This is a genomic window from Streptomyces sp. NPDC006365 (genome assembly GCF_042870755.1).
Classification (GTDB): domain Bacteria; phylum Actinomycetota; class Actinomycetes; order Streptomycetales; family Streptomycetaceae; genus Streptomyces; species Streptomyces xiangluensis.
Window position 1 is genome coordinate 356,540 of sequence record NZ_JBIAHS010000006.1, and the last position, 25,742, is coordinate 382,281.

The window sequence follows — 25,742 nt, forward strand, 5'->3', positions numbered from 1 at the left end:
ACTCCTTGAAGCTGCTCCGTTCCGACGATCGGGGACGGAGAAATCTTTTTCGGCGACCGAGGCGGCGGACCTGCGGCCCGGTAATCACGTCTCAGCTATTGATGGCCTTGTGGGTATTGACGGGCCTTGCGGCGCCGAGTTCTACGAATTCGGGAAGGGGTTGGGGTAATTGTCCTCGAGGTCGATGCCCAGCAGCCCCATGATGCGGACGCCGGAGTTGTACCAGGCGATGGACAACGACAGCTCGACCATCTGCTTGTCCGTCAGATGATCGGCGGCGGCACGCCACGTCTCCTCGGAGACGTCCACCAGGAGCGTGGACTCCTTGGCGAGGTGCATCACCGCCTTCTCCGTTCCGTCGAACAGGTCCGACGACTCGAAGTCGGCCACCGCCGCGAGCTGTTCCTCGGTGAGCCCGGCCTTGAGCCCGTGCGACTGATGGTGCGCGACCTCGTACGCCGACCGGGTCGCGTACCCCACGGTCAGGATCGCCAGTTCCCGCAGCTTGGGGCTGAGGTCGGCGGCCCGCAGCGAGTTGGCGTAGGTCAGGAAGGCATCCAGCTGGGTCGGCGCGTTGGTCAGGGCGAGGAAGATGTTCGCCGTCGGCACCTTGCGCTCGGCTTCCAGCCGGTCGTACAGGGGCTTCTGCGACTCGTCCGCGTCCTCGCGGTGCAGATAGGGGACTCGTGCCATGGTGACTCCTGGAAGTACGGACGGTCAGTGCGCGGATTGTTCGAGCAGGAAGCGCTCGAGCGACATCGGCTTCGGCGGCTCGGCCGGCGCGATCTGCGGTACGCCGACGAAGGGCGACGCCTCGAAATACCACTTCTCCAGGGCAGGGAGGCCCCAGCGGGCGTTGGTGCTCAGCGATCCCGCGTCCCAGCGCACCGGCTCGATCTCGGTGTCGATCGTCTGGTAGTGGCTGTTGAAGACCTCCACCCGGTGCCCGTCGGGGTCGCGGAGATAGGCGAAGAGCATCCCGCCCGGCCCGTGACGTCCGGGGCCCCGCTCCACGCCGTCGCCGTAGCCTTGGATGCCCGCCCAGTCGCAGGCGGTGAAGATGTCGTGGCTCTCCGAGACTGTGTAGGCGAAGTGGTGCAGGGCGGGCCCGGTGTTCTCGATGATCGCCAGGTCGAGGCAGGTGCCCTTGCGGTACATGAACGCGCCCAGCAGCTTGTCCCCGTGCTCCAGGTACTCCGAGTTGCGGAAGCCGAGCTCGCCGTAGAACGCGCACAGCTCGTAGGTGTCGGGTGCGAAGGTCTGGTAGTGGTCCAGCCGCTGCGCGTGGGCACCCTTGTAGAGCTCGAAGTTGATGTGCAGCCTCGGCCGGGTCTCCATGTGCGCGCACAGTTCGAGCGGCGTGCCGATCGGGTCGCTGACGTGCAGGGTGCGGCCCTGGTACGGGACGTCGACCCACTCGGCGGGCAGGCCCCGCTCACGGAACCAGGCGTACGCGAGATCGAGGTCTTCGTCGAAGAACACCCGGAAGCCGATCCTCCTGCACATCCCCGCTCCCTCTTCGTCCAGCTCGAGGACGAGGCTGTGATGGCAGGCTTCGGCCAGGCCACGCAGGTAGCAGGTGCGCTCGTCCTCGTCGCTCACGACGAGCCCCAGCACGTTCACGTAGAAGTTCCGGCTCTCGGCCAGATCCGCGACTGTGAGACGTACGTGGCTGGAGCGGGTGATGTTGAAACTCGGGCGCAGATTGACGGGTGGCAGCATGCTGGTCTCCGTGCTCGGATCGGCTCTGTATTTCGATGACTGTGATACGTAGTATCTCGAGGCCCTTTTACGGCTTGGTGCTGGAGGACCCGGATCCGTCGAATGAGAAGGCGGACCATCCGCTGAATTCCGCGGATTCACCGAGGGACTCCTCGATACGCAGAACCTCGTTCCACTTGGCCATGCGCTCGGAGCGGGTGAACGAGCCAACCTTCAGCTGGCCCGCGTCCCAGCCGACGCTGAGATGGGCGATGGTGATGTCCTCGGTCTCCCCGGAACGCGCCGAGACGATCGTGCCGAAGCCGGCTTCCTTTCCGGCCCGCAGGGCCTGGAACGCCTCCGTGACCGTACCGGCCTGGTTCGGCTTGATGAGGACGGCGTTCGCCGCTCCGCCGGTGGCCGCCGCCTCCACCCGCTTGGCGTTCGTGACCAGGTAGTCGTCGCCGATCACCTGGCAGCGGTGGCCATGGCGCCGGGTGAACTCCAGCATGCCCTCGTGGTCGTCCTCGCCCACCGGGTCCTCGATGGACAGGATCGGATACTCCTCGATCCAGCTGCCCAGCATGTCGATCAGTGCAGCGGTGTCCAGCGTGCGGTCGTCCAACGCCAGCCTGTACTGCCCGCCGCCGCCGAACTGCGAGGCCGCGACGTCCAGTGAGATGGCGACCTGGGTCGAGGGAGCGAAGCCCGCGCTCTCGATCGCCCGGGTCAGCGTCTCCAGAGCCTCCTCGTTCGAGTCGAACGCAGGCCAGAAGCCGCCTTCGTCGGCGACGCCCTGAGCCTTGCCCGCCTTCCGCATCAGACTGCCGGCAGCCCGGTAGATCTCCGCCGTCCAGTCCAGGGCCTCGGAGAAGCTCCGCGCCGCGGGGCAGACCACCATGAAGTCCTGAACGTCGACGCGACGGTCTGCGTGGGCGCCGCCGCCGAAGATCTGGATCTCCGGCAGCGGTATGCGGACCGGCCGTCCGCCCGCCAGGTGCTGCCACAGCGGTACGTCCGCCGACGCCGCGGCGGCATGCAGGACGGCCATGGACGTGGCCACGATCGCGTTGCCGCCGAGACGGCTGCGGTCGGGGGTTCCGTCGAGGTCCACCAGAAGCCGGTCGACGGCTTCCTGATCGGTCGCGTCGCGGTCCAGGAGGGCGGGCGCGATCTCGTGGTTCACCGAGCCCACCGCGCGCTGGACGTCGAGGCCGCCGAAGCGGCTGCCGCCGTCACGCAGGTCGAGCGCCTCGCCCTGGCCCGTCGAGGCCCCCGCCGGTGCGATGGCCCGCCCGCTCGAGCCGTCCGCGAGATGGGTCTCGACCTCGACGGTCGGCCGACCGCGTGAGTCCCACACCCTGCGGCCGTAGAGCTTGGCGATCCGCGCGTCTGTCATGGCGGTGCAACCTTTCGGAGTTCGGACGATCACGGTGATGAACCGGGGGTCCCCTGCCCTGTGCCCGTGGCCCGTCTCGAGGGACGGACGTTCCCGGAAGCACCCGGATCGGTGCGGCGGCGCTGGACGCGAGCGAAGCGTGACAGGCCGACGAGGAAAGACGAGGAAAGACGAGGAAAGACGAGGAAAGACGAGGAATACGACAGGTGCGACGGGCGATGACGAGGACTGCTCACCCACCGATTCCCCTGAGTGCTAACGATAGCGCAATCGTCCGAAGCGTCGGCGGCTCTGTCAAGGGGCAGGTGGCACTTCGGATTGGCTGATTCGCCGCCTTCTCTTGTCCTCTTGGCCTGTCTGAATGCTAATGCTATCGTTCGCATCGCCCGCCCCCGGCAGGACTCCGGCGGATCCGCGCTCTTCCTGGATCGGACGGACAGCACAGGCGAGTGCGGGTCCGCCGGGCCGGACCGCGGACGAAAGGAAAGCGAGACCGATATGGCACCAGAGCCCTCTGTGGCGCCGATGACCCTCACCACCGTTGTGGCCAGCACTCGTCCCGGACGTGTGGGCAGATCCGTCGCGGACTGGTTCACCGCCCGGGCCGCGGAGTACGACGAGTTCGTGTCGCACACGGTCGACCTGCACGAACTCGCTCTCCCGTTCCTCGACGAGCCGCATCCGCCCGCTCTGAGGCAGTACACGAAGAGCCACACCCGCGCATGGAGCCGGATCGTCGACGCGTCGGACGCGTTCGTCTTCGTCACACCGGAGTACAACGGCAGCTTTCCGGCACCCCTGAAGAACGCGTGGGACTACCTCGTCGTGGAGTGGCAGCACAAACCGGCCGCGTTCATCAGCTACGGAGGCGTCTCGGCGGGCACCCGTGCGGTGCAGATGTCCAAGCAGGTCGTGGCGAACCTCAGGATGCTGCCGATCGGTCCGACGGTGAGCATCCCGTTCGTCAACGAACTCGTTGAGGACGGCGATTTCCGGTCCGGCAAGCTACACGAGGCCGCCGCGGAGCAGATGCTCGGCGAACTCGCGCGCACCGCCCGGGTCATGCGCCGGCTGCGCAGCGGCTCGTACTGACCTGGCGCCGAAAAACACGAAGGCGCCCGGAGCCCATCGCTCCGGGCGCCTTCGTGTCTGTGGACGAGGCCGCCCTGGCTCAGCCGGACCTGGACGGAGCCCTTCCGTCTGGGGGTGCCGTGCTGCCGCGCAGGATGAGCGATCCGGGGGAGACCGACGTGTACGGGCCGTCGTTGCCCGGCTTGGTCTTGAGCCGGCGCATCAGCCACAGCGCGCAGCCGGTGGCCATCTCCTGGATCGGCAGCCCGATCGTGGTGAGTCCGGGACCCCACCAGGAAAACCCCGGCTCATCCCCGAAGCCGACCACGGACAGTTCCCCTGGCACCTTCACGCCCTGCTTGGCCAACTCCTCCAGGACCCCCAGGGTGAGCTGGATCGATCCCAGTACGAGCGCGGTGGGCGCGCCCGGGCCCTTCAGCAGCCGGCGCACCGTCTGGCTGCCGTGGTCCACGGACGCCGGGGGTCCCAGCTCCGTGTACCCGGCATCGTCCGGCAGGCCGCCTTCGCTCAGGGCGCTGCGGAAGCCGCGCAGCCGCTCCGCGCCCGTGGGCAGCTCCGTGGGGCCGCCCACGTACGCGATGCGGGTGTGGCCCTGAGCCACCAGGTGGGCGGTGCCCTGGCGCAGCGCCTCATGGTCGTCCACGCCGAACCACTGGGAGCCGAGCGCCGGGTGGCGGCGCAGCAGTTGCAGGTGCGGCACCGTGCGCAGGAGTTTGACGGAGTCGCCGTGCGGGCGCGCGGTGGGCACGATGATGACGCCCGCCACGCGGTTCGCGGACAGCTCCCGCAGATGGCGCAGCTCCACCATCCGGTCGTCGTCGGTCTCGGAGAGCATCAGCTGGAAGCCCTCGGCCTCCATGTTCTTGGACATTTCGTGCGCGATGGTCGAGTAGAAGCTGTTGCGGATGTCCGGGATCACCAGCCCGACCACGTTGCTCGACGCTCCTCGCATCATCCGCGCCGCGCGGTTGCCGACGTACCCCATCTCGGAAGCGGCCTTGCGGACCCGGAACTTGGTCTCCTCGCTGATACGGGGATCGTCGGCGAGTGCCCGGCCGACCGTCGAGACGGAGACCCCCAGGCGTTCGGCGATGTCCCTGGTCGTGATCACGTAAGGGGCCCCCTCGAGTGACTGGTCCCGTGCCGTTACTTTCCGTATGCCAACGATAGCATTTCCGTCGCGCTCTGTGGTCGGAAAGGCGGCGTCGCGGGGTTGGTCATTACCTTTATGCTAACGTTAGCACTGCTGGATGGGCCGTGCAGCCGCCCGCGGCTGCCTAGTTGCGGAGGTTTCCGTGCGGATTGTCAGGTATGCCGTCGGCGGCGTGCGTCACTACGGAGAATTCCAAGCCGGTGATGCCAGGATCGCGAGACTCGAGGGTGATCCCTTCACAGGTCTGTCTCCTACGGGGCATGTCGACGAAGTCGGCGACGTAGCCATTCTCCCGCCGCTCGAGCGGCCCCGTATCTTCGGGTTCGCCTACAACTACGCCTCGCACATCGACGAGACCGACCGCGAGGTTCCGGAAGTTCCCGTGTGCTTCATGAAGCCGAGTACCGCGGTGATAGGGCCGGATGACGCCATCATCTATCCGGCAGATGGTGAACTAGTCCATTTCGAAGGCGAGTTGGTCGTCGTCATCGGAAAGGAAGCCCGCCATGTGAAGCCTTCCGAGGCCCACGAGTACATCCTCGGCTATACGTGCGGCAATGACGTCAGCGACCGCATCGTCCAGCGCAAGGAAAGCAAATTCGGAACCCTGCTGATCGGCAAGGGGCAGGACACTTTCGCTCCCCTCGGACCGGTCATCGCGACTGAGCTCGACCCGTCCGCGCTGGCGCTGACGACCCGTGTGAACGGCACCGTCCTGCAGTCGGCGAGCACGGCCGACCTGCTGCTCGCCGTTCCCGACATCGTCAGCTACCTCAGCCGCTACCTGACGCTGCTGCCCGGAGACGTGATCATGACCGGTACGCCTGCCGGTGTCGGGCCGATCGGCCCCGGAGACGAGGTCGAGGTGGAGATCGAGGGCATCGGCGTCCTGCGCAACCCGGTCGTGGCCGAGAGCCCCTGAGTCCGGACGTTCACCGGGCGACACCCCACAGGGCCTGCCCACCGCCGAGCGGTGGGCAGGCCCTGTGGGGTGTCGGCGGCGTGCCCCGGTTCTGCGTTCTGCCGGTGGAATGCCACCGTGCTGCACCGGGCCGGGGCCCGGTGCAGCACGGTGGCAGATGCCTGGTTGGCAGACCGATCCGCTAGCGGACCGCGTTGTTGAACTGCGAGGTGCGGACGAAGGCCAGGGCGACGACGCCTGCCAGCGGCAGGACCGTGACCTGCAGCAACCCGGCCTGGCTCCAGCCGAAGGACTCCACCAGGGCGGCGAAGAGCAAGCCCGAGAACGCCGCCGGTCCGTAGTAGCTGGTCACGAAGAGACCGGAGGCACGGCCGATCTGCCCGGGACGGACAGCCCGCTGCATCGCGCTGTTGGTGTTGGGATAGATGACGCCCAGGCCGAAGGCGCCCATGACGAAGGCGAACACGCACTGTATGCCGACTCCGGCCTGCGTCTCGTAGATGCACACGCTGATGGTGGAGACGGCCAGCAGGCTCAGGATCAGCAGGTTGCGCTGGTTGACGCGGTCACCGAGCCAGCCGCCGAGAACGGCCAGCATGCCGCCGAAACCGAGGAAGCTCATGGCCAGTGCGGCCTGCCCGGCGCTGTAGTGCAGCGAGGTGATGAGGAAGGTCGGGTAGAGGCCGAGGAACCCGTAGATGGCCACACCGCTGATGACCGCGTGGACGGCCAGTGCGATGGAGTTGCGGTTGTAGGCGGAGGCCGGCATGTACTCGTAGGTCCTGGTCGAGACGACCTTCTCGACGGAGTGCTCGGTCAGGCCGGTTTTCACGAGGAACAGGGAGACGGCGGCGATCAGCAGCCCGGCCGCGCCGAACAGGTAGAAGGGCGAGTGCCAGGTGCCGTGCAGGTTCATGAGGTGGACGCCGATGAGCGGGGCGATGAACACGCCGACGGAGTAGCCCATGCCGATGACGCCGAAGGCGAGGCCGCGCCGGTGGGTGAAGAAGGCGCCCATCGCCGCGAAGATGGCGGCCGACTGCATGCCCTCCCCGAAGCCGGAGACGACCCGGTACGCCGTCATGTCGGCGAAACCGGTCGCCAGCGGCGTGGCCATCGTGCCCAGGGAGTAGATCACGATGCTGACCAGCAGTACGGTCTTGCGGCGGAAGCGGTCCAGGAGATAGCCCGCTGGGAGGCCGGCGAGGGCCATGCCGAGGGTGAAGTTCGTCGCCAGCAGCCCGCCCTGCTCCAGCGAGAACCCGTACTCCTCACGGATGCTGGGCAGCAGGGGCGGGAAGACCTGACGGTCCATCGCGTTGACCATGTACGAGAGGACCACCAGCAGGAAACCCACACCGATCATGCGGCGGGAAATGGGCGGCCGGTTGCTTTTCTGTGTTTCGTCGGCGGGCACCGCATTGGTTTCGACTTGCGCTGCGTGAGTCATAGCGGCTCCTGAGGAGGAATGGACCGCGGCGGGCCGCGGCGGATCCATCGCCCGTACGGGGCCGTACGGGCGATGGACAAGCGGTGAGCGAGCTGGACACGGACTCGATTCGGCGACGGCGATACTGTCGCCGACTGGCGGAATGAGGGCGACGGGCTGCCGCGCGGTCGGACACCGCATGCGGAATTCAGCCGTATGTCGCCCGTCGGGGACGTCCGTGGCTATGGCGTCTTCGACAGCCGGACCCCGTGCGGGCACTTATCGGTCACACGGGCGGCGCTGGCAGAAACCATGAAGGGGAAATCTCTGGCGCGTCAAGACGCGGGCACCGTATTTCTTCGTCGTTCCTCGTTTTCCCGTGGTGACCGGGTTCCTCGGCTCCGAACGGACCCTCCCGCGGACGGGCCGGAGATCGGGTGTGCGCTGCACTCTTGACGTGTCGAAGACCGTGAGTGCTATCGTTAGCACCACGTGGCTGTGACAAAGTGATTCGACGTGCCCCCGCATCTCGTGACCCGTTCCCTGGGGCGTACCGCGGCGCCCGCACCGACCACAAGTCGGTGAGTGCCCGCGACACCCCGACCTGAGCCCAGCGACCCCCTCCACTCCACCCATGGCGGCCGACGGCACGCACGGACAAGCCGACGGCCGCCCTTCCGGGTGGCGATCAGACCCGCTCATCGGATGGGACCGGGCGCGATGCCCGGCCGTCCGCTGCGGCCGCAGATTCTGCGAGGACGACTGTGATGAAACCACCGAGCCGCCCGGCAACCGTACTGCTCACGGACTACGCCTGGCCCGACGACTCCGTCGAGCGATCGGTCATCGAGAAGGCGGGCCACACCCTGGTGACCGGCCCGGCAGATCCTGCCTCCGCCGAGGCGATCGAGGAGCTGGTGACCGAGCACCGACCCGCCGGGATCCTGACTTGCTGGGCCCCCGTTTCAGCCACCGCGATCGGCACCTCGCCGGATCTTCGGATCGTGGCCAGGCTCGGGGTCGGCCTCGACAACATCGCCGTGGACACCGCCACCGAGCGCGGTGTGTGGGTCACCAACGTGCCGGACTACTGCGTCGAGGAGGTCTCCGACCACGCCGTCGGCATGGTGCTGGCGTGGACGCGGGGCCTGGCCGTGTCCGACCGGGAGGTCCGCGCGGGCCGTTGGAACCCCGCCGGCGCCCGGCTGCGCCGACTGTCGACGCTGACCTGCGGCGTCGTCGGATACGGGCGCATCGGCCGCGCCACCGTCCGCAAGCTCGGCGCGTTCGGCTGCCGGATCCTGGCCCACGACCCGTACCCGCCGAAGGACGCCCCCGGTGTGGAGGTGGTGGACCTGGAGGAGCTGCTGCGCCGAAGCGACGTGGTGATCCTCCACCTGCCGCTCACGCCCGGCACGCGCCATGTCATCGGCGCCGAGCAGTTGGCGTTGATGCCACCGGGCGGCCTACTGGTCAACGTCAGCCGGGGCGGCCTTGTGGACACCGACGCGGTCGTCAAGGCGCTGGCCGGCGGGCAGCTGGACGGAGCCGCCTTCGACGTGCTGGAGACCGAACCGCACGTCCCCGCCGCGCTGCTGGAGCAGCCGGGGACTCTCCTCACCCCGCACATCGCCTTCTCCTCCGACGCCTCGGTCACGGAACTGCGCCGCCGCGCTGCCGAGGAGGTCGTACGGATCCTGGCGGGCGAGGCACCGGCTCACGCCTGCAACCGCCCCCTCGGTCTGACCACGGGATCGGGTGACCGGCCGTGAACTCGATCTCCGCGCAGGTGAACCCGGGCCCCGTGCCCGACACAGCGCTGGCCGACTTCCTGACCGCCCACAAGCTCGCCGGGCCCGGCGAAGCCGCGCGCTGGACGCCCCTGGCCGGCGGAGTCTCGTCCGACCTGTGGCGGGTGGACCTGCCGGGACGCTCCCTCTGCGTCAAGCGCGCCCTGGCCAAACTGAAGGTCGCCGCCGACTGGCAGGCACCGGTGTCGCGCAATGCCTACGAATGGGCGTGGATGCGGTTCGCGTCCCGGCACCGCCCGGACAGCGTGCCCGAGCTGCTGGCCCACGACCCCGAAGCCGGCCTCTTCGCGATGGCGTTCCTGCCCCCCGAGCACTACCCGATGTGGAAGGCCCGACTGCTGCGCGGCGAGGTGCGAGTGGCGACCGCGGCGGCCGTCGGAGAGCTGCTCGGTACCCTGCACGCGGCGAGCGCGGGTGACGCAGCCTTCGCCGCGGAGTTCGCCACCGACGACAACTTCCACGCCCTGCGCATCGAGCCGTACCTGCTGGCCACCGCTGCCGCGCACCCCGGTCTGAGCGACATGCTCCAAGACCTCGCCGAACGCACGGCCACGACGCACCTGGCCCTGGTGCACGGTGACGTCAGCCCGAAGAACATCCTCGTCGGCCCATCGGGGCCCGTGCTGCTGGACGCCGAGTGCGCCTGGTACGGAGACCCGGCCTTCGACCTCGCCTTCTGCGTCAACCATCTGCTCCTCAAGAGCCTGGTGGTGCCCGCGCGCCGAGCCGATCTCCTGCGCTCCGCCCGCGTGCTGGCCGAGGAGTACGTCCGGTGCGTCGACTGGGAGCCCCGGCCGGCGCTGGAGGCGCGGGCCGCGTCGCTGCTGCCGGCGCTGCTGCTCGCGCGCGTGGACGGCAAGTCCCCGGTGGAGTACCTCACGGACGACCGGCACCGGTTGTTCGTACGCACGGTGGCATCGGCCCTGCTGCGGGCGCCCGCCCTCACGACGGCGGACCTCCTGGACGCCTGGGCGACCGCGCTCGATGCGCCGACCGAGTCCGGCAGCGCCAGGGCCGGCTGACCCGACCGACTCGACGGATCCGGCAGACCTGGCGGATTTCGACGGACCTGACCGAGGAGAGAGGCACGCATGCGCAGAGTCGTCACCGGCCATGACGAGAACGGCAGGTCGGTCGTCGTCAGCGACGGCCCCGTCCCACGCAGCCGGGAGTTCACCAGTCTGCCGGGCTGGGTGTCCCGCCTGCCGTGGGCCACCGAACCCGGCGAGCGGGTCAGTCGGACCGGGGAGGACCCCACGGCGAAGGTCACCAGCCTGCTTCCGGCGCCCGGCGGCACGCGATTCATCGTTCTGACCTTCCCGCCGGAGACCGCGATGGCCGACCCGGCGTTCGACCCCGTCGCCTTCGACCGCGAGCAGCGGGCCGACTCGCCCGGCATCGCGGACCTCATGGAGCCCGACGGCATGCACACGACGTCGACCGTGGACTACGGCATTGTGCTGCAGGGCGAGATCGTCCTCGAACTCGACGACGGCCGGTGCACCCACCTCTCGGCAGGGGACATCGTGATCCAGAACGGCACCCGCCACGGCTGGCGCAACCGCAGCGACCAACCGGTCACGATGGCCTTTGTCCTCGTCGGCGCGGAACGCGACGGCTGACAGGGCTGGAGTGGACGTCAGGCGCCACTTCCTGCCGGGGAGGTCAGAGACCAACGGGAAGTGGACGCCCTGGGGTGGACGCCCTGTGGTGGACGGGCATCGATGAACGTCCCACGCCAGTCAGCCCGTTGACCGTGGTGCGTCCGGGCCGGCGAGCGTCTCCTTGGCGTATTGGAGGAAGGCGCGGGCGCGGTGCGTGGGCGCGACGTGTGCCGCATGCGCGATCACGAGCTCGACTTCGTCCAGTGGGTCGCTGATGGGCACTGACGCCAGGGGGAGTCCTTCGATGCTGGTACTGGTCGGCCAGGACTGGATCAACGTGGCGAAGCCGAGCCCGCGGGCCACCATGCTGCGAACCGCCTCGATGCTCGAGGTCCGGTACCGGATGTTCGGCCGTGCTCCGGCGAGGGAGAACCAGTGGTCGGCGTTCTGCTGGGCGGGCGGCTCGGCGTAGATGATCAGTGGCTCGTCCGCCAGTTCGGCGAGTGAGACCGACTTGCGCACCGCCATCGAGTGGCCGACAGGCAGGATTACGTACGGGCGGCTGGCGCGGAGCGTCGTACAGGAAAGGCCGCCCTCATCACCGAACGCGTACAGCAAAGTCACGTCGCACGAGCCCTGGAGCAGGGCTTGTCGCATTTCGTCCTGCTGACCCTCAATCAGTTCCAGGTTGACCGCCGGGTGAAGTCGGGTGAACCCGTCCACCAGAAGCGGGATCAGAAAAGGTGTCAGGGCCGAATAGCAGCCGATCGTCAGTCGGCCGGCCAGTCGGCCTTCCTCGGCCTGGGCGCTGGCCGTGATCTCCTCGGCATCGGCCAACATGGCCTGGGCGCGTCCGAGGATCCGGCTGCCGGCCTCGGTGAGAGTGACACCCTTCGCCCGGCGTCGTATCACCAACTGGACGCCGAGACGGCGCTCCAGGTCGGCGATCGCCGTGGAGATGCTCGCCTGGGAGGCATGGCACCGAACCGCCGCCGCGCTCATCGAGCCCGTGTCCGCCACCGCGACGAAGTATTCCAATTGACGGAGGGAAAAATTGGCTGCCATTTCTCTCCTGCTGCTATGGGAACCATCGATAAGCCTTATAGGAAATTTCTGGTTTTCCTGGCTGTAACTCGGGTGTCATCCTAAGCCTTAGTCATCAGGTGTTGAAAAGGGCTCGATAAAACGAGCAGGCCCCCGCACGTTCAGCTAGGAGACCCTTCATGACCACGCTTCTTGACCCCACTCAATCCCAGGACCGAGCAGCCGGCGACAGCATGCTCGACCGCGTCCGTGCTCTCCTTCCCGGGATCGCGGCCCGCTCCGCCGAGGGCGAGAACGCCCAGGCCGTACCGGCGGAGATCGTCGCCGCACTGCGCGAGGCCGGAGTGTTCCGGATGGCCCTGCCGCGGGCGTGGGGCGGCGAGCAGCTCGGGCTGCTGGAGGGTGCCCGGGTGGTGCGGGAGATCGCCCGAGCGGACGGATCGACCGGCTGGACCGTCCAGGCCGCTTCGATGGCGTGGTTCTTCGTACGATCGCTGCCACGGGAGACGCTCGAGAAGGAGGTCTTCGGGGGCGGTGCCGACCTGATGCTCCGTGGAGCGGTGGCTCCGAAGGGGCTGGCGACGCCGGTGGAGGGCGGTTACCGGATCAGTGGCCGCTGGCCGCTGGCGAGCGGCCCGTTCACCCCGGATTGGATGCTCGGAGGTTTTCTGGTCGAAGGCGCGCCTCCGCTGCCGGACGGCCGCCCGGACATGCGGGTCGCGATGTTCCGGCCGGAGCAGGTCACGTTCCTCGACACCTGGGACGCGGTCGGCCTGCGTGCCACGCAGAGCACCGACTTCACGATGGACGACGTCTTCGTGCCCGAGCACCACACGGGGCCGATGTTCGGCGACAACCACATCCCGGCGCCTCTGTTCCACCTGCCCTATTCACCCACCGGGGCCTCGCACGACGCGGTCATTCTCGGCGCCCTTGACGGTGCACTCGATGATCTGGCCGAACTCGCCGCCACCAAGCGGCCGGCGTTCAGCCCGAGGGCCCTGCTCGGTGAGGACCCGGTGTTCCAGGAGAAGTTCGCCGAGCTGCAGCTGCGAGCCGCGGCCCTGGGGGCCTTGTCGGAGCAGACCGGACGCATCGTCATGGACCGTGCCCTCGCGGGAGAGGCACCCACCCCGGCCGAGTGGTTCGGCTACAAGGGCGGCACCCAGCACATCCACCATGAAGGCATCCGGATACTCAACGAGATCATGACCCTCTCGGGCAGTGCGGGCCTCTACAGCACCAGTCCCCTGCAGCGCCGCTGGCGCGATGTCCGCTGCGTCTCCCAGCACGTGGTCGGCAACACCGGCGCGATGCGGCAGTTCGGCGCGGTTCTGTCGGGCCGGGACTGACGCCTGGCAGCGGCCACACCCCCTGGGAAGCCCTGGTGATCGCGTGGCGCGTGGTCGTGAACCGCCAGGGCCGACCTGCCCCGGCCCGTACGGCTCCACGTGCGGAGGTCCCGCCAGAATCCCTCTCCGCATCTCGGAGGAAGCCAATGCAGACGCCACTGATCCTCGTCCCGCGCAGCCGCGCGATCCGCGCCGCTGCGCGGCCGCACCTCACACGCCGACACCGGAAGGGTGGCTCCCGATGAGCCCGCTCGACGCGACACCGACCAACCCTGCACTGCTGCGCCAGGCTTTCGGCTGCTTCCCATCCGGGGTGACCGCTGTGTGCGCACTCGACGCCGGCACCCCGGTGGGCATGGCCGCGAGCACGTTCACCCCCGTCTCCCTGTCACCTGCCCTGATATCGGTCTGTGTGCAGGACACCTCCACGACATGGCCCAAGTTGCGCCGGCGGGGCCGTGTGGGCGTGAGCGTGCTCGCCGAGGGACAGGACACGATCTGCCGGACGTTGGCCGGCAAGGAGGGCGACCGGTTCGCGGGAGTCGACTGGGACGCCGACGAGGACGGCGGCGTGTACATCCACGGTGCCAGTCTCTGGCTGAACTGTTCACTGCACGCCGAACTTCCCGGAGGCGACCACACGATCGTGCTCCTCGAAATCCACGGTCTGAAGGCCGAACCCGATCGAGAACCCCTGGTGTTCCATAACAGCCGGTTCCGACGCCTGGCCATCTCATAGAGCTCGTAACACGATCTTGTTGAGGTGCCCTGGTTGGGCGTGACTGGTCTGGCGATTCGGCCGTTCGTGATGCTGTGAGTACTCGGCCGTGGATCGTGGACGACGACTTGTGGGCGCTTATCGAACCGCTGCTGCCGCGCTGGCCCGAGCGGTCGTCGGGTCCGCGGCCGGTGGTAGATCGGCTCTGTCTGCAGGGCATCCTCTGCGTTCTCTACAACGACATAGCCTGGCAACTCCTGCCGCTGGAGCTGGGGTTCGGCTCCGGACAGACCTGCTGGCGCCGCCTGGAGCGGTGGCAGCAGCCAGGGATCTTCGATCAGTTGCACCGCGTCCTGCTGCCGAGCTGAACGCGGCGGGCGAACTCGACTGGTCGCGGGCCGGTGTGGACGGCTCCCATGTCCGCACGAAAAGGGGGTGCCGACACCGGCCCGTCGGCCGGTCGACCGGCGCAAGACGGGCAGCAAACACCACTTGATCTGCGGCGGACGCGGCACCCCACCTGTTACTCAATGCTCGGATGCGCCATTGAGGACTCACTGGGTGACCGAGTGTCAGCAGCGCGCCCGTCGCCCTCTGTCTGCCGGCCGCGGCCGGCGGCGTCGAGGTCCGCATACGTATCGGCGATGGTGCGCAGCAGGCTTGCGTAGTGGGTGATGGGCTGCCCGAGCTGCGTCGATCACGCGGCGGATGGCCTCGCCTCAGGATACTTCGCCGACGCCGGTGCGGCCTTCGCTGTCGGTGATGATGACGGTGCGGGTGAAGAACGGGCCGTGGGCGCCGCTGAGGTTGAGCAGTATGCTGTCGCGGCTGGCGACGGGTATCGCTTCGATGCGCGCGACGGTGGGTGTCTTCGCGTTCATGACGGCCGATTGATCTTCTCGATCAATGCGGCGAGTTCCTCGCGCTCCTCGATGGTCAGGTCGGTCAGCGGCGGTCTGACCCGCCCGCCGTCGCGCCCGACGGCGGTGAGGCCGGCTTTGACGATGGAGACCGCGTAGCCTCGGGCGCGGTTGCGGATATCGACGTAGGGGATGATGAAGTCGTTGATCATCCCGTAGACGGAGTCCTTGTCCTGGGCTCGGACCGCCCCGAAGAACCGCAGGGCGAAATGGGGGACGAAGTTGTAGATCGCCGAGGAGTAGGTGTTCACGCCCAGCTGCAGCAGGGGCAATGCGAAGGTCTCGGCTGTCGGCAGGCCGCCGATGTAGATGAGGCGGTCGCCGACCTTGGCGTACGTGCGGGTCATGCGCTCGATGTCGCCGACGCCGTCCTTCAGGCCGATGAGGTTGGGGTTGCGCTCCGCCAGTTCGGCGACTGTGTCGTCCTCCAGCACCGCGTTGGCCCGGCTGTAGACGATGACTCCGAGGTCGGTCACCTGGCAGACAGCGCTGATGTGCGCGATGAGCCCGGCCTGGCTGGCCTCGGTGAGGTAGGGCGGCATCAGCAGGATGCCGGCCGCGCCGGCGTGCTGCGCGGCGCTGGCTTGAGCGGTCGCCTGGGCGGTGCCGCCGGTGGCCGGGGCGATGACCGGCACGCGGGATCCGACCTCGTGGACGGCGCTGCGCACGACCTCGTCGATCTCCTGCGAGGTGAGCGAGAAGCCCTCGCCGGTGCCGCCGGCGGCGAACAGCCCGGCGACGTCGAAGTCGGCTTGCCATGCGAGATGGTCGCGATACCTGATCTCGTCGAAGGCGCCCTGGTCATCGAAGTGCGTCACCGGGAAGGAGAGCAGGCCGGTGGTCAATTGCCGGGCGAGTTCAGCAGGGAGAGTCAGCGTCACGCCGCCACGGTAGGAGCGGCCTTGATGCCTGTCCAAGAGTGTTTACGCATTGTGCGATGCCGCTTCGGTATCAGTCTCCTCGCCGGCGCGGGGCGAAACCACCGGCCCGCTCGGGTGCTCCCGCGGGGCCAGGTCCTCAAGCGCGGCCAGCACCTGCGCGAGGGCGGGATTGCGTGAATGCCGCGGCCACAGCAGATGCAGCTCCACCGGTCGCGGCACATGCGTGGCCAGCGGGATGAACGCGACATGGGGAATGCGCAGCAAGGTGGCGGAGGCGGGCACGAAGGCGACTCCCCGCCCGGCGGAGACCAGCCACAGCATGGTGAGGATCTGGCTCACGCTGTGCACGACCCGTTCCTGGGCCAGCGGGACCATGCTGACCATCAGGTCGTAGAAGTACCGCGCCTTGCGCTGCGAGTGGACGATCAGCGGTTCGCCGGTCAGGTCGTCGGCGCGAGCGGGCCGGTCCAGGCGGGCCAGCCGGTGCCCGGCGGTCACCGCCAGCACCAGCGCCTCCTGCTGGATCAGGCGCGATTCGAAGAGTTCGGAGTCGAACGGCGGGCGGGCGAGCCCGAGGTCGATGTCCTCGCCGGTGAGGGCGTCGATCTGCTCGCGCGTCACCATCTCGAACAGCTCGATGCGGACCTCCGGCAGGCTCTGCTCCAGCCGGTTGAGGATGCGGCCGAGCGTGCCGAAGGTCGACGCGGCGGTGAAGCCGAGCCGCACCACGCCACGGGAACCCGAGTGGATGCGGCGGGCCAGGTCCGGGGCGGCCTCGGCGATCGCCAGAATGCGCCTGGCCTCCACCAGGAACGCCTCACCGGCCGGCGTGAGAGCCACATGCTGCTTGTCCCGCTCGAGGAGCTGCACGTCAACGGCCGCTTCGAGCTTCTGGATCTGACGGCTCAGCGGCGGCTGGGTCATGCGCAGCCGTGCCGCCGCCCGGCCGAAGTGAAGTTCCTCGGCAACAGCGACGAATCCCCGCAACTGCCCCAAGGTATACGTCATGCAAGAAAGGTATCAGCCCATGCGCTAACGGAGTTGGACAGGCATGACGGGCGGTCATAGGCTGCGCGGCACCGCGGACCGAGATCTGTATCACATCTCCACCCAACTCGCTTGAGGGAGACGCTCATGCACACCAGGCTTCGGTTTCACCGCCGCATAGCCGCGGTCGCTGTGTTCGCCGCCGTGATCGCGCTGCCCGGCTGCGGTGGCAACGTCGGGGATGAGGGATCCAAGGACGAAGCCTCGTTCCCAGGTAGGGCCCTCACCCTGCTCGTCGGGCAGGACCCCGGCGGCAGCACCGACCTCACCGCCCGCGCGGCCGCCGAACCTGCCGGCGCCGACCTCGAAGAGACCATCACGGTGGTCAACAAGCCCGGCGCCAACGGCGCCGTCGCCGCCAAGGAACTGGCCGGCGCCAAGGCCGACGGCCACACCATCATGCTCTTCGTGGGCTCGCTGGCCTACATCACGCCCTTGGCCGTATCCGCCGACGAAGCCGTCGACATCAACAACTACGAAGTCATCACCGGCCTGTCCCAGGACGACTACGTCCTGGTCGCCGGCCCCAAGTCCGGTTTCAAGACGGTCAAGGACATCGCCGACGCCGGCCGCTCGATCAAGTACGGTACGACCGGCGTCGGCACGGGCAGCCACCTCAGCCAGGCGCTGCTGTTCTCCCAGGCGAAGGTGAAGGCGACCGCCGTGCCGTTCGACGGCGGAGCCCCCGCACTCACCGCCGTCCTGGGCGGTCAGGTCGACGTCGCCTCGATCCAGCTCGGTGAGGCCCAGGCCCAGATCAAGGCCGGGAAGATCACCCCTCTCGTCACCTTCGCGGAGAAGCGGCCCACGTACATGGCCGACATCCCCACCGCGGTCGAGGCCGGCTACGACGTCCCGGTGCAGCAGTCGCGTGCCGTCGTCGCCCCGAAGGGCACTCCCCGGGAGGTTGTCGACCGGCTGCGGACGGCGTTCCGCAAGGCTTTCGAGGACAAGAAGTACCAGGACTTCAACACTCAGCGGCTGCTCACACCCAACGAGGTCGAGGGCGCCGAACTGCTCAAGCAGTGGACCGGTTCGCTGGAGAAATACCGTGCCCTCGCCGACGAGTACCAGATCGACATGAGCGGAAACTGAGGAGCATGTCCACCGAGAACCCGTCGACCGCCGACGAACCCTCCGACGACACCCGGCCGCCGGCAGCGGGCACGGTGACCAACCTCGTCACGGCCACAGTCGTCGTGGTTCTCGGTGGCGCGGCGCTCGCCGGGGCATTGAACCTGGGCATTGGCAGCCCCTCGAAACCCGGGCCCGGCACCTGGCCGGCCCTGGTGAGCGCAACACTGATCATTCTCGGCGTGCTCCTGGCCGCCGCTGCCCGACGCATGGACGACGCCGAGCAGTTCACCCGCACCAGCTTCCTGGTGATCGTGGCGGTCGGGACCATGGTGGCCTACGTAGCGGTCATCGGCGTGATCGGCTTCGAGATCCCCACAGCCCTCCTGGCCTTCTTCTGGCTACGGATCCTGGGCCGGGAGAGCTGGCGTACCTCCATCGTCGTCAGCCTCGGCGCCACCTGCGCGTTCTACGCCCTGTTCGTCGGCGCGCTGAAGGTCACCATCCCGCACCTGTTCTGACCGCACATCACCACACGTTTGGGAGGATCGTTGGAGGTGTCCCCCATGCTCGACGGCTTTGCCGTCGTCCTCGAGCCGACCAACCTGTTGTACTGCCTTGTCGGTGTCGTCATCGGCATGCTGGTTGGTGTCCTGCCCGGTCTGGGACCAGCCGCCACCATAGCCATTCTGCTTCCGATCACCCTGGGCCTCGAAGCCGTCACCGCGATCATCATGGTGGCAGGCATCTTCTACGGAGCCCAGTACGGCGGCACCATCACCTCCGTACTGCTGCGCCTACCCGGTGAAGCATCCTCCGTCGTCACGGTCTTCGACGGCCACGCCCTCGCCCGCCAAGGCAAGGCCGGCACCGCCCTGGGCATCGCCGCCATCGGCTCCTTCGTCGGCGGCACCCTCGCCATCATCGCCCTCAGCGTGGTCGCCCCCATGGTCGCCGAATTCGCCCTGGACTTCGGCCCACCCGAATACACGATGCTGGCGCTGCTCGGCATCCTGCTGGTAGCCACCGTCTCCAACGGCGGCATACTCAAAGCCCTCATCGCCGCCGCCCTCGGCCTGCTGCTCGCCACCGTCGGCCGAGACGGCTTCACCAGCGCCGAACGGTTCACCTTCGACAGCCTGTCACTCGCAGACGGTCTGGACTTCGTCCCCATCGCCATGGGTCTCTTCGGCCTGGGTGAGATCCTCTACACCCTGGAAGAACGCCATCGCGCGGCCCACGCCCCCACCAAGGTCGCCAACGTCTGGCCCAGCCGCTCCGATCTGCGCCAGTCCTCCGGAGCGATCGGCAGAGGCGGTGTCATCGGCTTCGTCCTCGGCATTCTCCCCGGCGGCGGAGCGGTCCTCGCCTCACTCGCCGCCTATGCCCTGGAAAAACGCCGATCACGCACCCCGGAGCGCTTCGGCCGCGGCGCCGTCGAAGGTGTCGCCGCACCCGAGACCGCCAACAACGCCGCCGCCACATCCTCGTTCATCCCGCTGCTGTCCCTCGGCATACCCGCCAACGCCACCATGGCGGTCATCTTCGGCGCCCTCCTGATCCAGGGCATCACCCCCGGCCCCCAGCTCGTCACCGAGCACCCCGAGCTGTTCTGGGGCGTGGTGAACTCGATGTACATCGGGAACATCCTTCTGCTCATCATGAGCATCCCGCTCGTAGGACTGTTCGTACGCATCCTGCGCATACGCCCGACCATCCTCGCCCCCATCACCGTCCTCATCACTCTCATCGGCGCCTACACCGTCAACAACAGCGTCTTCGACATCGGACTCGTGGTCTTCTTCGGCGTCCTCGGATACCTCATGAAGAAACTCGGATTCGACCCCGGCCCACTCGTCCTCGCCTTCGTCCTCGGATCACTCCTGGAAAGCTCACTCCGCCGCTCACTGCTGCTCTTCGAAGGCAGCCCAGGAGGCTTCCTCACCCGCCCGATCTCGGGAACGCTGTTCGCGCTCTTCCTCGCCGTCGCGCTGGTGCCGACCGCCCGGGCGATCTGGCGCAACCGCAGAAGCGACCCCCAACGCAGCAAGGAACCGGTATGACCGTCCTCGTCGGCTACCTGCCCACCCCCGAAGGGAACGCCGCGTTCACGGCCGCCCTGGACGAAGCGGCACGACGACGCGAGGCCCTCGTCGTCCTGAGCAGCCCCCGGGACGGCGCCCTCGTCAGCACCGAACTGCCCTCGCCAGATGACACCGAAACGCTCCAAGCCCAGGCACAACAGGCAGGCGTATCCATGGACCTCCGAACGACCCCACACCGCGGCGAACTCCCCGACCTGCTCATCGAAACCGCCGAAGAAATCAACGCCTCGGTCATCGTCATCGGGCTGCGCAGACGCACCGCCATCGGGAAACTCTTCCTCGGCAGTACCGCCCAGCAGATTCTGCTGGGAGCCGAACGCCCTGTACTGGCAGTGAAAGCCCGCCGCTAGAGGGCGTCTGAAAAGCCTGTCAACGGGCTGATCTTGCGAGGCGGCGCACGAGGAGCATGGCCATGGAGAGGTAGATGGCGTTCTCCGAGCAGACGCGCAGGTACTCGTAGTCCTTCGACAGGCGGCGTTCGCCGGCCGCGTTCAGTTCGGCGAGCAGGATGCGGTGCGGTTGGTCGAAGACACCGGCCTGCTGCCACCGCTCCAGGCGCCGCCAGCACGTCTGTCCGGAGCCGAACCCGAGCTCCAGCGGCAGCAGTTGCCAAGCTATGTCGTTGTGAAGGACGTACAGGATGCCCTGCAGACACAGCCGGTCGTCCACCGGTCGCGGCCCCGACGCCCGCTCCGGCCAGGGCGTCAGCAGCGGCCCGATCAGCGCCCACAAGTCGTCATCCACGATCCACGGCCGGGTACTCACACCCTCCCGAACGGCCGAACCGTCACATCGGTCACGCCCGACCAGGACACCTCAACAAGATCGTGTTACGAGCTCATAGGCAGGTGCAGGCACTGACGCCACCGAGTGGTTTGAGGGGCGATTGCCTGCCCCTGGCCTCGGCGTTTCGGCTGGGATGAGGCCGGACGTGGGGCGGAAACCCGAAAGTGCCTTCTGAGCTTGGTCCCGGGGCGTAGCCGGGAGCAGCCTTGGTGAGGTTGGCCTCGCAGCCGTCACCGGCCTCGCCCGGTTGTCACCGGCGGGTCCGTCGTGGAGGATCAACGGCGTTCGAGGCGCACTGGTTGCTGTGCGCGGTGAGGGCGCGAGGGGGCGGCGATTTTTTCCGTAGTCGTCAATGTGCTGGTCGGTCTGGTGACCAGTCTCATCGGTGGTGGGTTCGTCTGGCTCTGGGAGCGCGGCAAGCGTGCCCGCGTGCTGCGGCGCAAGGCGGACTTCTTCGGTCTTGTTCCTGGCGAGACCTGTTTCATCGTCATCGGCAACAAGCACAACGCGCGAGGGGTCGCGACGCACAAGGAGATCCGCGCCATGATCGAGGTGGCGACCCTGGCCGGTCAGCTCGGCTGCGACGTCGCCACCGAGTCCAGCGACGATTTCCGTGGCAGCAACGACGACCGCACGGAGTTCTGTATCGGCGGTCCGCTCGGCGAGGCCAACCTCCGTGCGGGCGGCCACCTTGCGGCTCATCTGCCCGGTGTCCGCATCCTGCCGTACGGTCAGAGTCCCGAGTCGGTTGCGTTCGTCGTCGGCGGCCGGCGCTACCTCTTTCGGAAGAACGAGGTGGAGTACGCACTGGTGGCCAAGTTCACGCCGCCACAGGCGACTCGCCCGGTCGTGCTGGTCTGCGGCCAGAGCTCCCTGGCGAACCAAGCCGCGATCCACTTCCTCAAAAGGAACCACCGTCAAGTGGCCGATGCCCTCGACTCGATCGATCGCTTCTGCGTCCTCATCAAGGTCGCGAACATCGGTACCTACGGCTTCCAGGGCGCGAGCCTCGAACGAGACATGACTGGTTCCGCGTTCACCGCATCCTGACGTCAGGGGCGTGCCAGGCCCGCCCCCGGCTCAGGGCGGGGCGATGCCTCGCCCAGTTCAAGTGCGGCCGCCGCCGCCCAGGTCACACGTGCGGACAGGCGATTGCGTTCGTTGGCCATCCCTCCGTAAGCAGTTTCCCGGTCGACGGGACACCGCTCGATTCGTTCGGCCGTCGTCGAGACGGCGTCTTTGTCGGTGTCCCTGGTGACGGGCACGATCAGTTGATCGGCATCCCTACCCGGGCTCGCGCAGCAACTGCCAGCCCGCTGTTTGTGCTTGCCAGCGATGGCACACCTCGGATACTGGTCTCGACCCCGATCAGAGCGAGCCTCGCCGAGCGGGAAGGCATGATGACCGGCCTGGCTCGGCCTGGGCATCTTCGGTCCGAACAGCAGCATTTACGTCCGCCGCCGTGATCGACGATCCGGCGCAGCCGCTCATCTCGACCCTCAGTAGCGACTGGTTGGACGCTGGGGGCCCGTCGCCCGTCGGCTCGGCAGCCCATCCGCGCTAGCGGGCGAGGGCGTGTGCGTGGGCCTCGTCGAGCAGTTCCCGCAGCGTTGAGGTGGTTGGTGCGATGGCGGTGGCGAGCAGTGCCGGGCCGCCTGCCAGCGGTGCGAGGACGGCGCACCCGTCCTTGGTGCCTTCGCCGAGCAGTACGGGGTCTTGTCGGTGGTCGAGGCGTGGGTCCACGACCAGGAGCTGGCCCACGGCGCGGTGCCCGTGCAGGACGGCCGGGCCGTCCCAGCCGGGTTGTGGGGCTCCGTACGCATTGTGTTGGTCGAGTAGCGGTCGCCCGGCGCGGTGGACCAGGATCCGGCTGACGAGGTGGCCTGGTTCCTCGTCGGCCCGGCCCAGGAGTGGCTCTTCTCGCAGTACGAACCGTGAGGTGGCGGCGAGTTCGACGGTGTACGTCTGCCGCAGGTTGCTGCCGGCGGCGCTGATGAGGGGCTGCGGCAGCCAGCGCAGACGGGCGTGTTCTCCGGCCGTGAGGCGCACGTCGTAGGTGGCCGCGTCGGTGGTGGGGCCGCGCAGGGCGAGCGTGGCGGCGGCCGTGGTGACCTCCAGCTCGGCCCGGTCCTCGGCGGTGATGTCGAGGATGAGCCGGTCGCCACCGAGGGGGGGCGCTCATTGCGCCGATGATCCCCACCGTGGCGGCGTTGCCGTGGGTGCGCATGCGCCGCAGGGGGAAGGGGCCGTCGCTGCGCAACTGCGGGAGGGTGGTGACGCGTCCGTTGTGCGCCGCGCGGATCCGGGCCGTGGCACGTACGCCGTGGAAGTGTCCGGCGGGCTCCTGGCCGCCGGTTGGGGGAAGCCCGACAACCGCGGTGGCCACTCCACAGCCGGGCCCGCAGTCGGACGGCAAGCCGCCCCGGGTGGCCTTCGTCGCCGCTGTGAGTCCCGTGCGGCCCGGTGTCACGATCGGGATGTGGAGCCTGATCGTCCGCAAACTCGGACCTGACTGGCTGCTCTGGCCGGCCAACCGTCTCTGGGCGGCGATCCTGTGGCGCCTGGTCAGGCGCAATCACCACGCCGACTTCGAGATCCTGCGCTGGATGCGCCCGGTGACCAAGGACCTCTGGTCAGCGGCGGACGGGCCCACCGTACGCGCGTACCGGCGCTTCTACCGGCGCAATCTCCCCCCGGTCATGGAGGAGTCCGCCGAAGAACCGCCTCCAAGAAGCGTCGGGAATCCGACGACGTGCGGAGCGCTGGATGACGAAGCGGACCCTGGATATCCGACATGACCGGCTACAACAGACTGCGGTGGCACCTGCGAGAGGACCGTCAGGGGAATGAGACACGCTCATAAGCAACGACTTCGGTGCGGTCGGCGATGGGTGAGCCGCACAGCGCGGTGAACGGATCGGTGTCGGCGAGTCGAGCTGCAAGTGGTCAGGCGAGCTGTTGTGGCTGTCGGCACCAGCTCGGGGAGCGCATCAGTGGCCGAGTCTTCTGGAAGGCGATGCGTCAGCGCATGCCTGCCGCATCGAGCAGGGCGGCCACAGTGGGCGCGATGAGCCCGGTCAGATTGTCGGCTCCGATTCCCGCACGGGCGCTGGCGCCGTCGAAGACCAGGATGAGCTGACGGGCCAGCAGGTCGGGATCGCTCGCCCCACCCTGTTCGGCCTCGGAACGGAAGAACGCCGTCAGGTTCGCCTTGACCTGGTGGGCCACCCGGCTCGCAGGGTGACTCTGATCCTTGAGCTCGATCTGAACAGCCAGATACCGACAGCCTCGGAACTCGGGGACACCCGCCTGCGACTCCATCCGCTCGAAGACGTGCAGGATGCGCTCGCGGGGTGACCGGCCATCGTCCGCCGCGGGCAGGAGGGTCGCCACGAAGGCAGAGGTACGCTCCTTCAGACTCACTGCCAGCAGTTCGTCCTTGCTCTCGAACAGCTGGTACATGGAGCGCTTGGACACCCCCGCTGCCTTGCACAGCGCCTCGACGCCGATGCCGACACCGTCTCGGTAGGTGAGCGTGGCCGCCGCCTCCAGCAGCCGCTCTCTGGTACTTGGCTTTACTCCGGTGGTCATACTGCGAGGTTAGCTCGATGCGGACGAAATGAAAACCGACCGGTTTCAGGGTGTGCCGTGGCGGTTTCCGGCGCCGCGCACAGGTGAGCGGACCCCTGAAGTCCGCACAGAACCGAGCGATGGCCCCGTCCTGAGTGATGTCGGGGATGCCTTCCGCTACGCCGGGGCAGCGGCCTTCTCCGGCTCCGTCTCGACCGGGATGCGGCGGTGCGGTCCCTTGCGGTCGTACCACCCCAGCGCGCCGAAGCCGAACAGCGCGGCCGCCGCGAGGCCGACGGTCATCATCGCTCAGCCTCGGGTCGGACCCGCGTCGCCCTGGGTGCCGTAGGAGGGGATCGAGCGTATGTAACCGGTGATCTGCCGCAGCGACTCGAAGTCCCCCAGGAAGCGGTAGAAGCAGTCTCGCGCCGTTCGGTGAGCCGGTCGACCTGTAGCGGGGAAGCCGAGCGCCCGTTATGAGTGTTCAGCGCCAGTACGCAGGTCTTTTAGACCTCTGTGACCGGGTACCCGACGGCATGCGGAACGACAGCGAGGAGGAAACGATGAGCACGGTGAAGGAAGCGGTGGACGTCGAGGTCCCCGTGCACACGGCCTACAACCAGTGGACGCAGTTCGAGGAGTTCCCGAAATTCATGGAGGGCGTCGAGGAGGTGCGGCAGCTCGACGAACGGCACAACCACTGGACCACCAAGATCGGCGGGGTGCGGCGCGAGTTCGACACCGAGATCGTCGACCAGATGCCGGACGACCGGATCACCTGGCGGGCCATCGGTGGCGAGACCCGGCAGCGGGGATCGGTCAGGTTCGAACGGCTGGACGACACCCACACCCGGGTGGAGCTCACGATGGACGTCGAGCCTTCCGGTATGGCAGAGAAGGGCGCGGACATGCTCGGCGTGATCGACCGCCGGGTCAAGGGTGATCTGTACCGCTTCAAGGACTACATCGAACAGCGCGGGGGAGAGACGGGCGCCTGGCGGGGACGCGTGCGGCCCGAGGATTCTGGTTCGGCCTGACAAGCCGAGACGTGAAGGGCTGGGCGGACCCGTCGCCGAGGCGTGACCGGGTGGTTCGGGATACGGAGAATCGAGTGCCGCCCTTGCCGTCCACACA

Annotated in this window: 28 protein-coding genes; 15 read left to right on the forward strand and 13 right to left on the reverse strand. The window is 68.0% G+C overall.

The window, feature by feature from the left end; translation table 11 throughout:
- Positions 1-141: 141 nt before the first annotated feature.
- The 3 genes from ACFYO0_RS19885 to eno form a co-directional block, all read right to left on the reverse strand.
- The gene (locus ACFYO0_RS19885; protein WP_388677353.1) at positions 142-693 is read right to left on the reverse strand and encodes a carboxymuconolactone decarboxylase family protein; all 552 of its coding nucleotides are present in this window, start codon (positions 691-693) and stop codon (positions 142-144) included.
- Between the two features lie 24 nt (positions 694-717).
- Positions 718-1,722 carry a VOC family protein gene (locus tag ACFYO0_RS19890; RefSeq protein ID WP_388677355.1) on the reverse strand — a complete coding sequence of 335 codons (1,005 nt, stop codon included), beginning with the start codon at positions 1,720-1,722 and terminating at the stop codon, positions 718-720.
- Between the two features lie 67 nt (positions 1,723-1,789).
- Positions 1,790-3,100: a phosphopyruvate hydratase gene (gene eno / locus ACFYO0_RS19895; RefSeq protein WP_388677358.1), complete on the reverse strand. Its 1,311-nt coding sequence runs from the start codon at positions 3,098-3,100 to the stop codon at positions 1,790-1,792.
- 498 nt (positions 3,101-3,598) lie between these two features.
- Between eno and ACFYO0_RS19900 the strand changes: the two genes are divergently transcribed.
- Positions 3,599-4,192 carry an NADPH-dependent FMN reductase gene (locus tag ACFYO0_RS19900; protein ID WP_388677361.1) on the forward strand — a complete coding sequence of 198 codons (594 nt, stop codon included), beginning with the start codon at positions 3,599-3,601 and terminating at the stop codon, positions 4,190-4,192.
- Between the two features lie 79 nt (positions 4,193-4,271).
- Here ACFYO0_RS19900 and ACFYO0_RS19905 read toward each other — a convergent pair whose 3' ends face one another.
- Positions 4,272-5,303: a LacI family DNA-binding transcriptional regulator gene (locus ACFYO0_RS19905; RefSeq protein ID WP_388677363.1), complete on the reverse strand. Its 1,032-nt coding sequence runs from the start codon at positions 5,301-5,303 to the stop codon at positions 4,272-4,274.
- A gap of 139 nt (positions 5,304-5,442) precedes the next feature.
- Between ACFYO0_RS19905 and ACFYO0_RS19910 the strand changes: the two genes are divergently transcribed.
- A complete protein-coding gene (locus ACFYO0_RS19910; protein WP_388677366.1) occupies positions 5,443-6,267 on the forward strand; it encodes a fumarylacetoacetate hydrolase family protein in 825 nt (274 codons plus the stop codon).
- A gap of 181 nt (positions 6,268-6,448) precedes the next feature.
- Here ACFYO0_RS19910 and ACFYO0_RS19915 read toward each other — a convergent pair whose 3' ends face one another.
- Complete coding sequence (locus tag ACFYO0_RS19915) at positions 6,449-7,717, reverse strand: MFS transporter (RefSeq protein ID WP_388677369.1); 1,269 nt, start codon at positions 7,715-7,717, stop codon at positions 6,449-6,451.
- A 746-nt stretch (positions 7,718-8,463) separates the two neighbouring features.
- On the opposite strand from ACFYO0_RS19915, the gene ACFYO0_RS19920 reads away from it, so the two are divergent.
- From ACFYO0_RS19920 to ACFYO0_RS19930, 3 genes are all read left to right on the forward strand, one after another.
- Positions 8,464-9,468, forward strand: coding sequence for a C-terminal binding protein (locus tag ACFYO0_RS19920; protein WP_388677371.1), 1,005 nt, complete (start codon positions 8,464-8,466; stop codon positions 9,466-9,468).
- Complete coding sequence (locus ACFYO0_RS19925) at positions 9,465-10,529, forward strand: phosphotransferase family protein (protein ID WP_388677374.1); 1,065 nt, start codon at positions 9,465-9,467, stop codon at positions 10,527-10,529. Before ACFYO0_RS19920 ends, ACFYO0_RS19925 begins: the two co-directional genes overlap by 4 nt.
- Positions 10,530-10,598: 69 nt before the next feature.
- Positions 10,599-11,129 (forward strand): cupin domain-containing protein, encoded by a 531-nt coding sequence (locus tag ACFYO0_RS19930; protein ID WP_388677377.1) that lies wholly within the window; start codon positions 10,599-10,601, stop codon positions 11,127-11,129.
- Between the two features lie 120 nt (positions 11,130-11,249).
- Here the strand turns inward: ACFYO0_RS19930 and ACFYO0_RS19935 are convergent, their stop codons facing one another.
- Positions 11,250-12,149, reverse strand: a complete 900-nt coding sequence (locus tag ACFYO0_RS19935) for a LysR substrate-binding domain-containing protein (RefSeq protein WP_388677379.1) — start codon at positions 12,147-12,149, stop codon at positions 11,250-11,252.
- Between the two features lie 185 nt (positions 12,150-12,334).
- Here ACFYO0_RS19935 and ACFYO0_RS19940 point away from each other — a divergent pair, with 185 nt between their 5' ends.
- The 3 genes from ACFYO0_RS19940 (at position 12,335) to ACFYO0_RS19950 (ending at position 14,593) form a co-directional block, all read left to right on the forward strand.
- A complete protein-coding gene (locus ACFYO0_RS19940; RefSeq protein WP_388677382.1) occupies positions 12,335-13,507 on the forward strand; it encodes an acyl-CoA dehydrogenase family protein in 1,173 nt (390 codons plus the stop codon).
- Between the two features lie 241 nt (positions 13,508-13,748).
- On the forward strand, positions 13,749-14,246 hold the full coding sequence (locus ACFYO0_RS19945) for a flavin reductase family protein (protein WP_388677385.1): 498 nt from the start codon (positions 13,749-13,751) through the stop codon (positions 14,244-14,246).
- A 74-nt stretch (positions 14,247-14,320) separates the two neighbouring features.
- Positions 14,321-14,593 carry a transposase gene (locus ACFYO0_RS19950; RefSeq protein WP_388677387.1) on the forward strand — a complete coding sequence of 91 codons (273 nt, stop codon included), beginning with the start codon at positions 14,321-14,323 and terminating at the stop codon, positions 14,591-14,593.
- Positions 14,594-14,944: 351 nt separating this feature from the next.
- Here the strand turns inward: ACFYO0_RS19950 and ACFYO0_RS19955 are convergent, their stop codons facing one another.
- The 3 genes from ACFYO0_RS19955 to ACFYO0_RS19965 are packed head-to-tail and all read right to left on the reverse strand — an operon-like array spanning position 14,945 to position 17,034.
- Positions 14,945-15,106, reverse strand: a complete 162-nt coding sequence (locus tag ACFYO0_RS19955) for a hypothetical protein (protein WP_388677390.1) — start codon at positions 15,104-15,106, stop codon at positions 14,945-14,947.
- Positions 15,103-16,026, reverse strand: a complete 924-nt coding sequence (gene kdgD / locus ACFYO0_RS19960; RefSeq protein WP_388677393.1) for a 5-dehydro-4-deoxyglucarate dehydratase — start codon at positions 16,024-16,026, stop codon at positions 15,103-15,105. The genes ACFYO0_RS19955 and kdgD overlap by 4 nt, the downstream gene beginning before the upstream one ends.
- A 42-nt stretch (positions 16,027-16,068) precedes the next feature.
- Positions 16,069-17,034: a LysR family transcriptional regulator gene (locus ACFYO0_RS19965; RefSeq protein ID WP_388677396.1), complete on the reverse strand. Its 966-nt coding sequence runs from the start codon at positions 17,032-17,034 to the stop codon at positions 16,069-16,071.
- Positions 17,035-17,160: 126 nt separating this feature from the next.
- Here ACFYO0_RS19965 and ACFYO0_RS19970 point away from each other — a divergent pair, with 126 nt between their 5' ends.
- The 4 genes from ACFYO0_RS19970 to ACFYO0_RS19985 are packed head-to-tail and all read left to right on the forward strand — an operon-like array spanning position 17,161 to position 20,602.
- On the forward strand, positions 17,161-18,168 hold the full coding sequence (locus ACFYO0_RS19970) for a tripartite tricarboxylate transporter substrate binding protein (RefSeq protein WP_388677398.1): 1,008 nt from the start codon (positions 17,161-17,163) through the stop codon (positions 18,166-18,168).
- Between the two features lie 5 nt (positions 18,169-18,173).
- On the forward strand, positions 18,174-18,668 hold the full coding sequence (locus ACFYO0_RS19975; protein WP_388677401.1) for a tripartite tricarboxylate transporter TctB family protein: 495 nt from the start codon (positions 18,174-18,176) through the stop codon (positions 18,666-18,668).
- A gap of 45 nt (positions 18,669-18,713) precedes the next feature.
- The gene (locus ACFYO0_RS19980) at positions 18,714-20,210 is read left to right on the forward strand and encodes a tripartite tricarboxylate transporter permease (protein WP_388677403.1); all 1,497 of its coding nucleotides are present in this window, start codon (positions 18,714-18,716) and stop codon (positions 20,208-20,210) included.
- Positions 20,207-20,602, forward strand: a complete 396-nt coding sequence (locus ACFYO0_RS19985) for a universal stress protein (RefSeq protein WP_388677406.1) — start codon at positions 20,207-20,209, stop codon at positions 20,600-20,602. Before ACFYO0_RS19980 ends, ACFYO0_RS19985 begins: the two co-directional genes overlap by 4 nt.
- Before the next feature lie 19 nt (positions 20,603-20,621).
- Here ACFYO0_RS19985 and ACFYO0_RS19990 read toward each other — a convergent pair whose 3' ends face one another.
- Entirely contained in the window at positions 20,622-21,017 is a 396-nt protein-coding gene (locus tag ACFYO0_RS19990) for a transposase (RefSeq protein WP_388677409.1), read from the reverse strand.
- A 390-nt stretch (positions 21,018-21,407) separates the two neighbouring features.
- On the opposite strand from ACFYO0_RS19990, the gene ACFYO0_RS19995 reads away from it, so the two are divergent.
- Entirely contained in the window at positions 21,408-22,088 is a 681-nt protein-coding gene (locus tag ACFYO0_RS19995; protein WP_388677412.1) for a hypothetical protein, read from the forward strand.
- Positions 22,089-22,598: 510 nt separating this feature from the next.
- On the opposite strand, the gene ACFYO0_RS20000 is transcribed toward ACFYO0_RS19995, so the two are convergent.
- On the reverse strand, positions 22,599-23,189 hold the full coding sequence (locus ACFYO0_RS20000; protein WP_388677624.1) for an urease accessory protein UreD: 591 nt from the start codon (positions 23,187-23,189) through the stop codon (positions 22,599-22,601).
- A 227-nt stretch (positions 23,190-23,416) separates the two neighbouring features.
- Here ACFYO0_RS20000 and ACFYO0_RS20005 point away from each other — a divergent pair, with 227 nt between their 5' ends.
- Complete coding sequence (locus ACFYO0_RS20005; RefSeq protein ID WP_388677415.1) at positions 23,417-23,836, forward strand: hypothetical protein; 420 nt, start codon at positions 23,417-23,419, stop codon at positions 23,834-23,836.
- 223 nt (positions 23,837-24,059) lie between these two features.
- Here the strand turns inward: ACFYO0_RS20005 and ACFYO0_RS20010 are convergent, their stop codons facing one another.
- Together ACFYO0_RS20010 and ACFYO0_RS20015 are read right to left on the reverse strand one after the other, a co-directional pair.
- Positions 24,060-24,629 (reverse strand): TetR/AcrR family transcriptional regulator, encoded by a 570-nt coding sequence (locus ACFYO0_RS20010; protein WP_388677417.1) that lies wholly within the window; start codon positions 24,627-24,629, stop codon positions 24,060-24,062.
- A 156-nt stretch (positions 24,630-24,785) separates the two neighbouring features.
- Positions 24,786-24,914, reverse strand: coding sequence for a hypothetical protein (locus ACFYO0_RS20015; RefSeq protein WP_388677420.1), 129 nt, complete (start codon positions 24,912-24,914; stop codon positions 24,786-24,788).
- Between the two features lie 257 nt (positions 24,915-25,171).
- Here ACFYO0_RS20015 and ACFYO0_RS20020 point away from each other — a divergent pair, with 257 nt between their 5' ends.
- Complete coding sequence (locus tag ACFYO0_RS20020; RefSeq protein ID WP_388677423.1) at positions 25,172-25,645, forward strand: SRPBCC family protein; 474 nt, start codon at positions 25,172-25,174, stop codon at positions 25,643-25,645.
- Positions 25,646-25,742 lie beyond the last annotated feature (97 nt).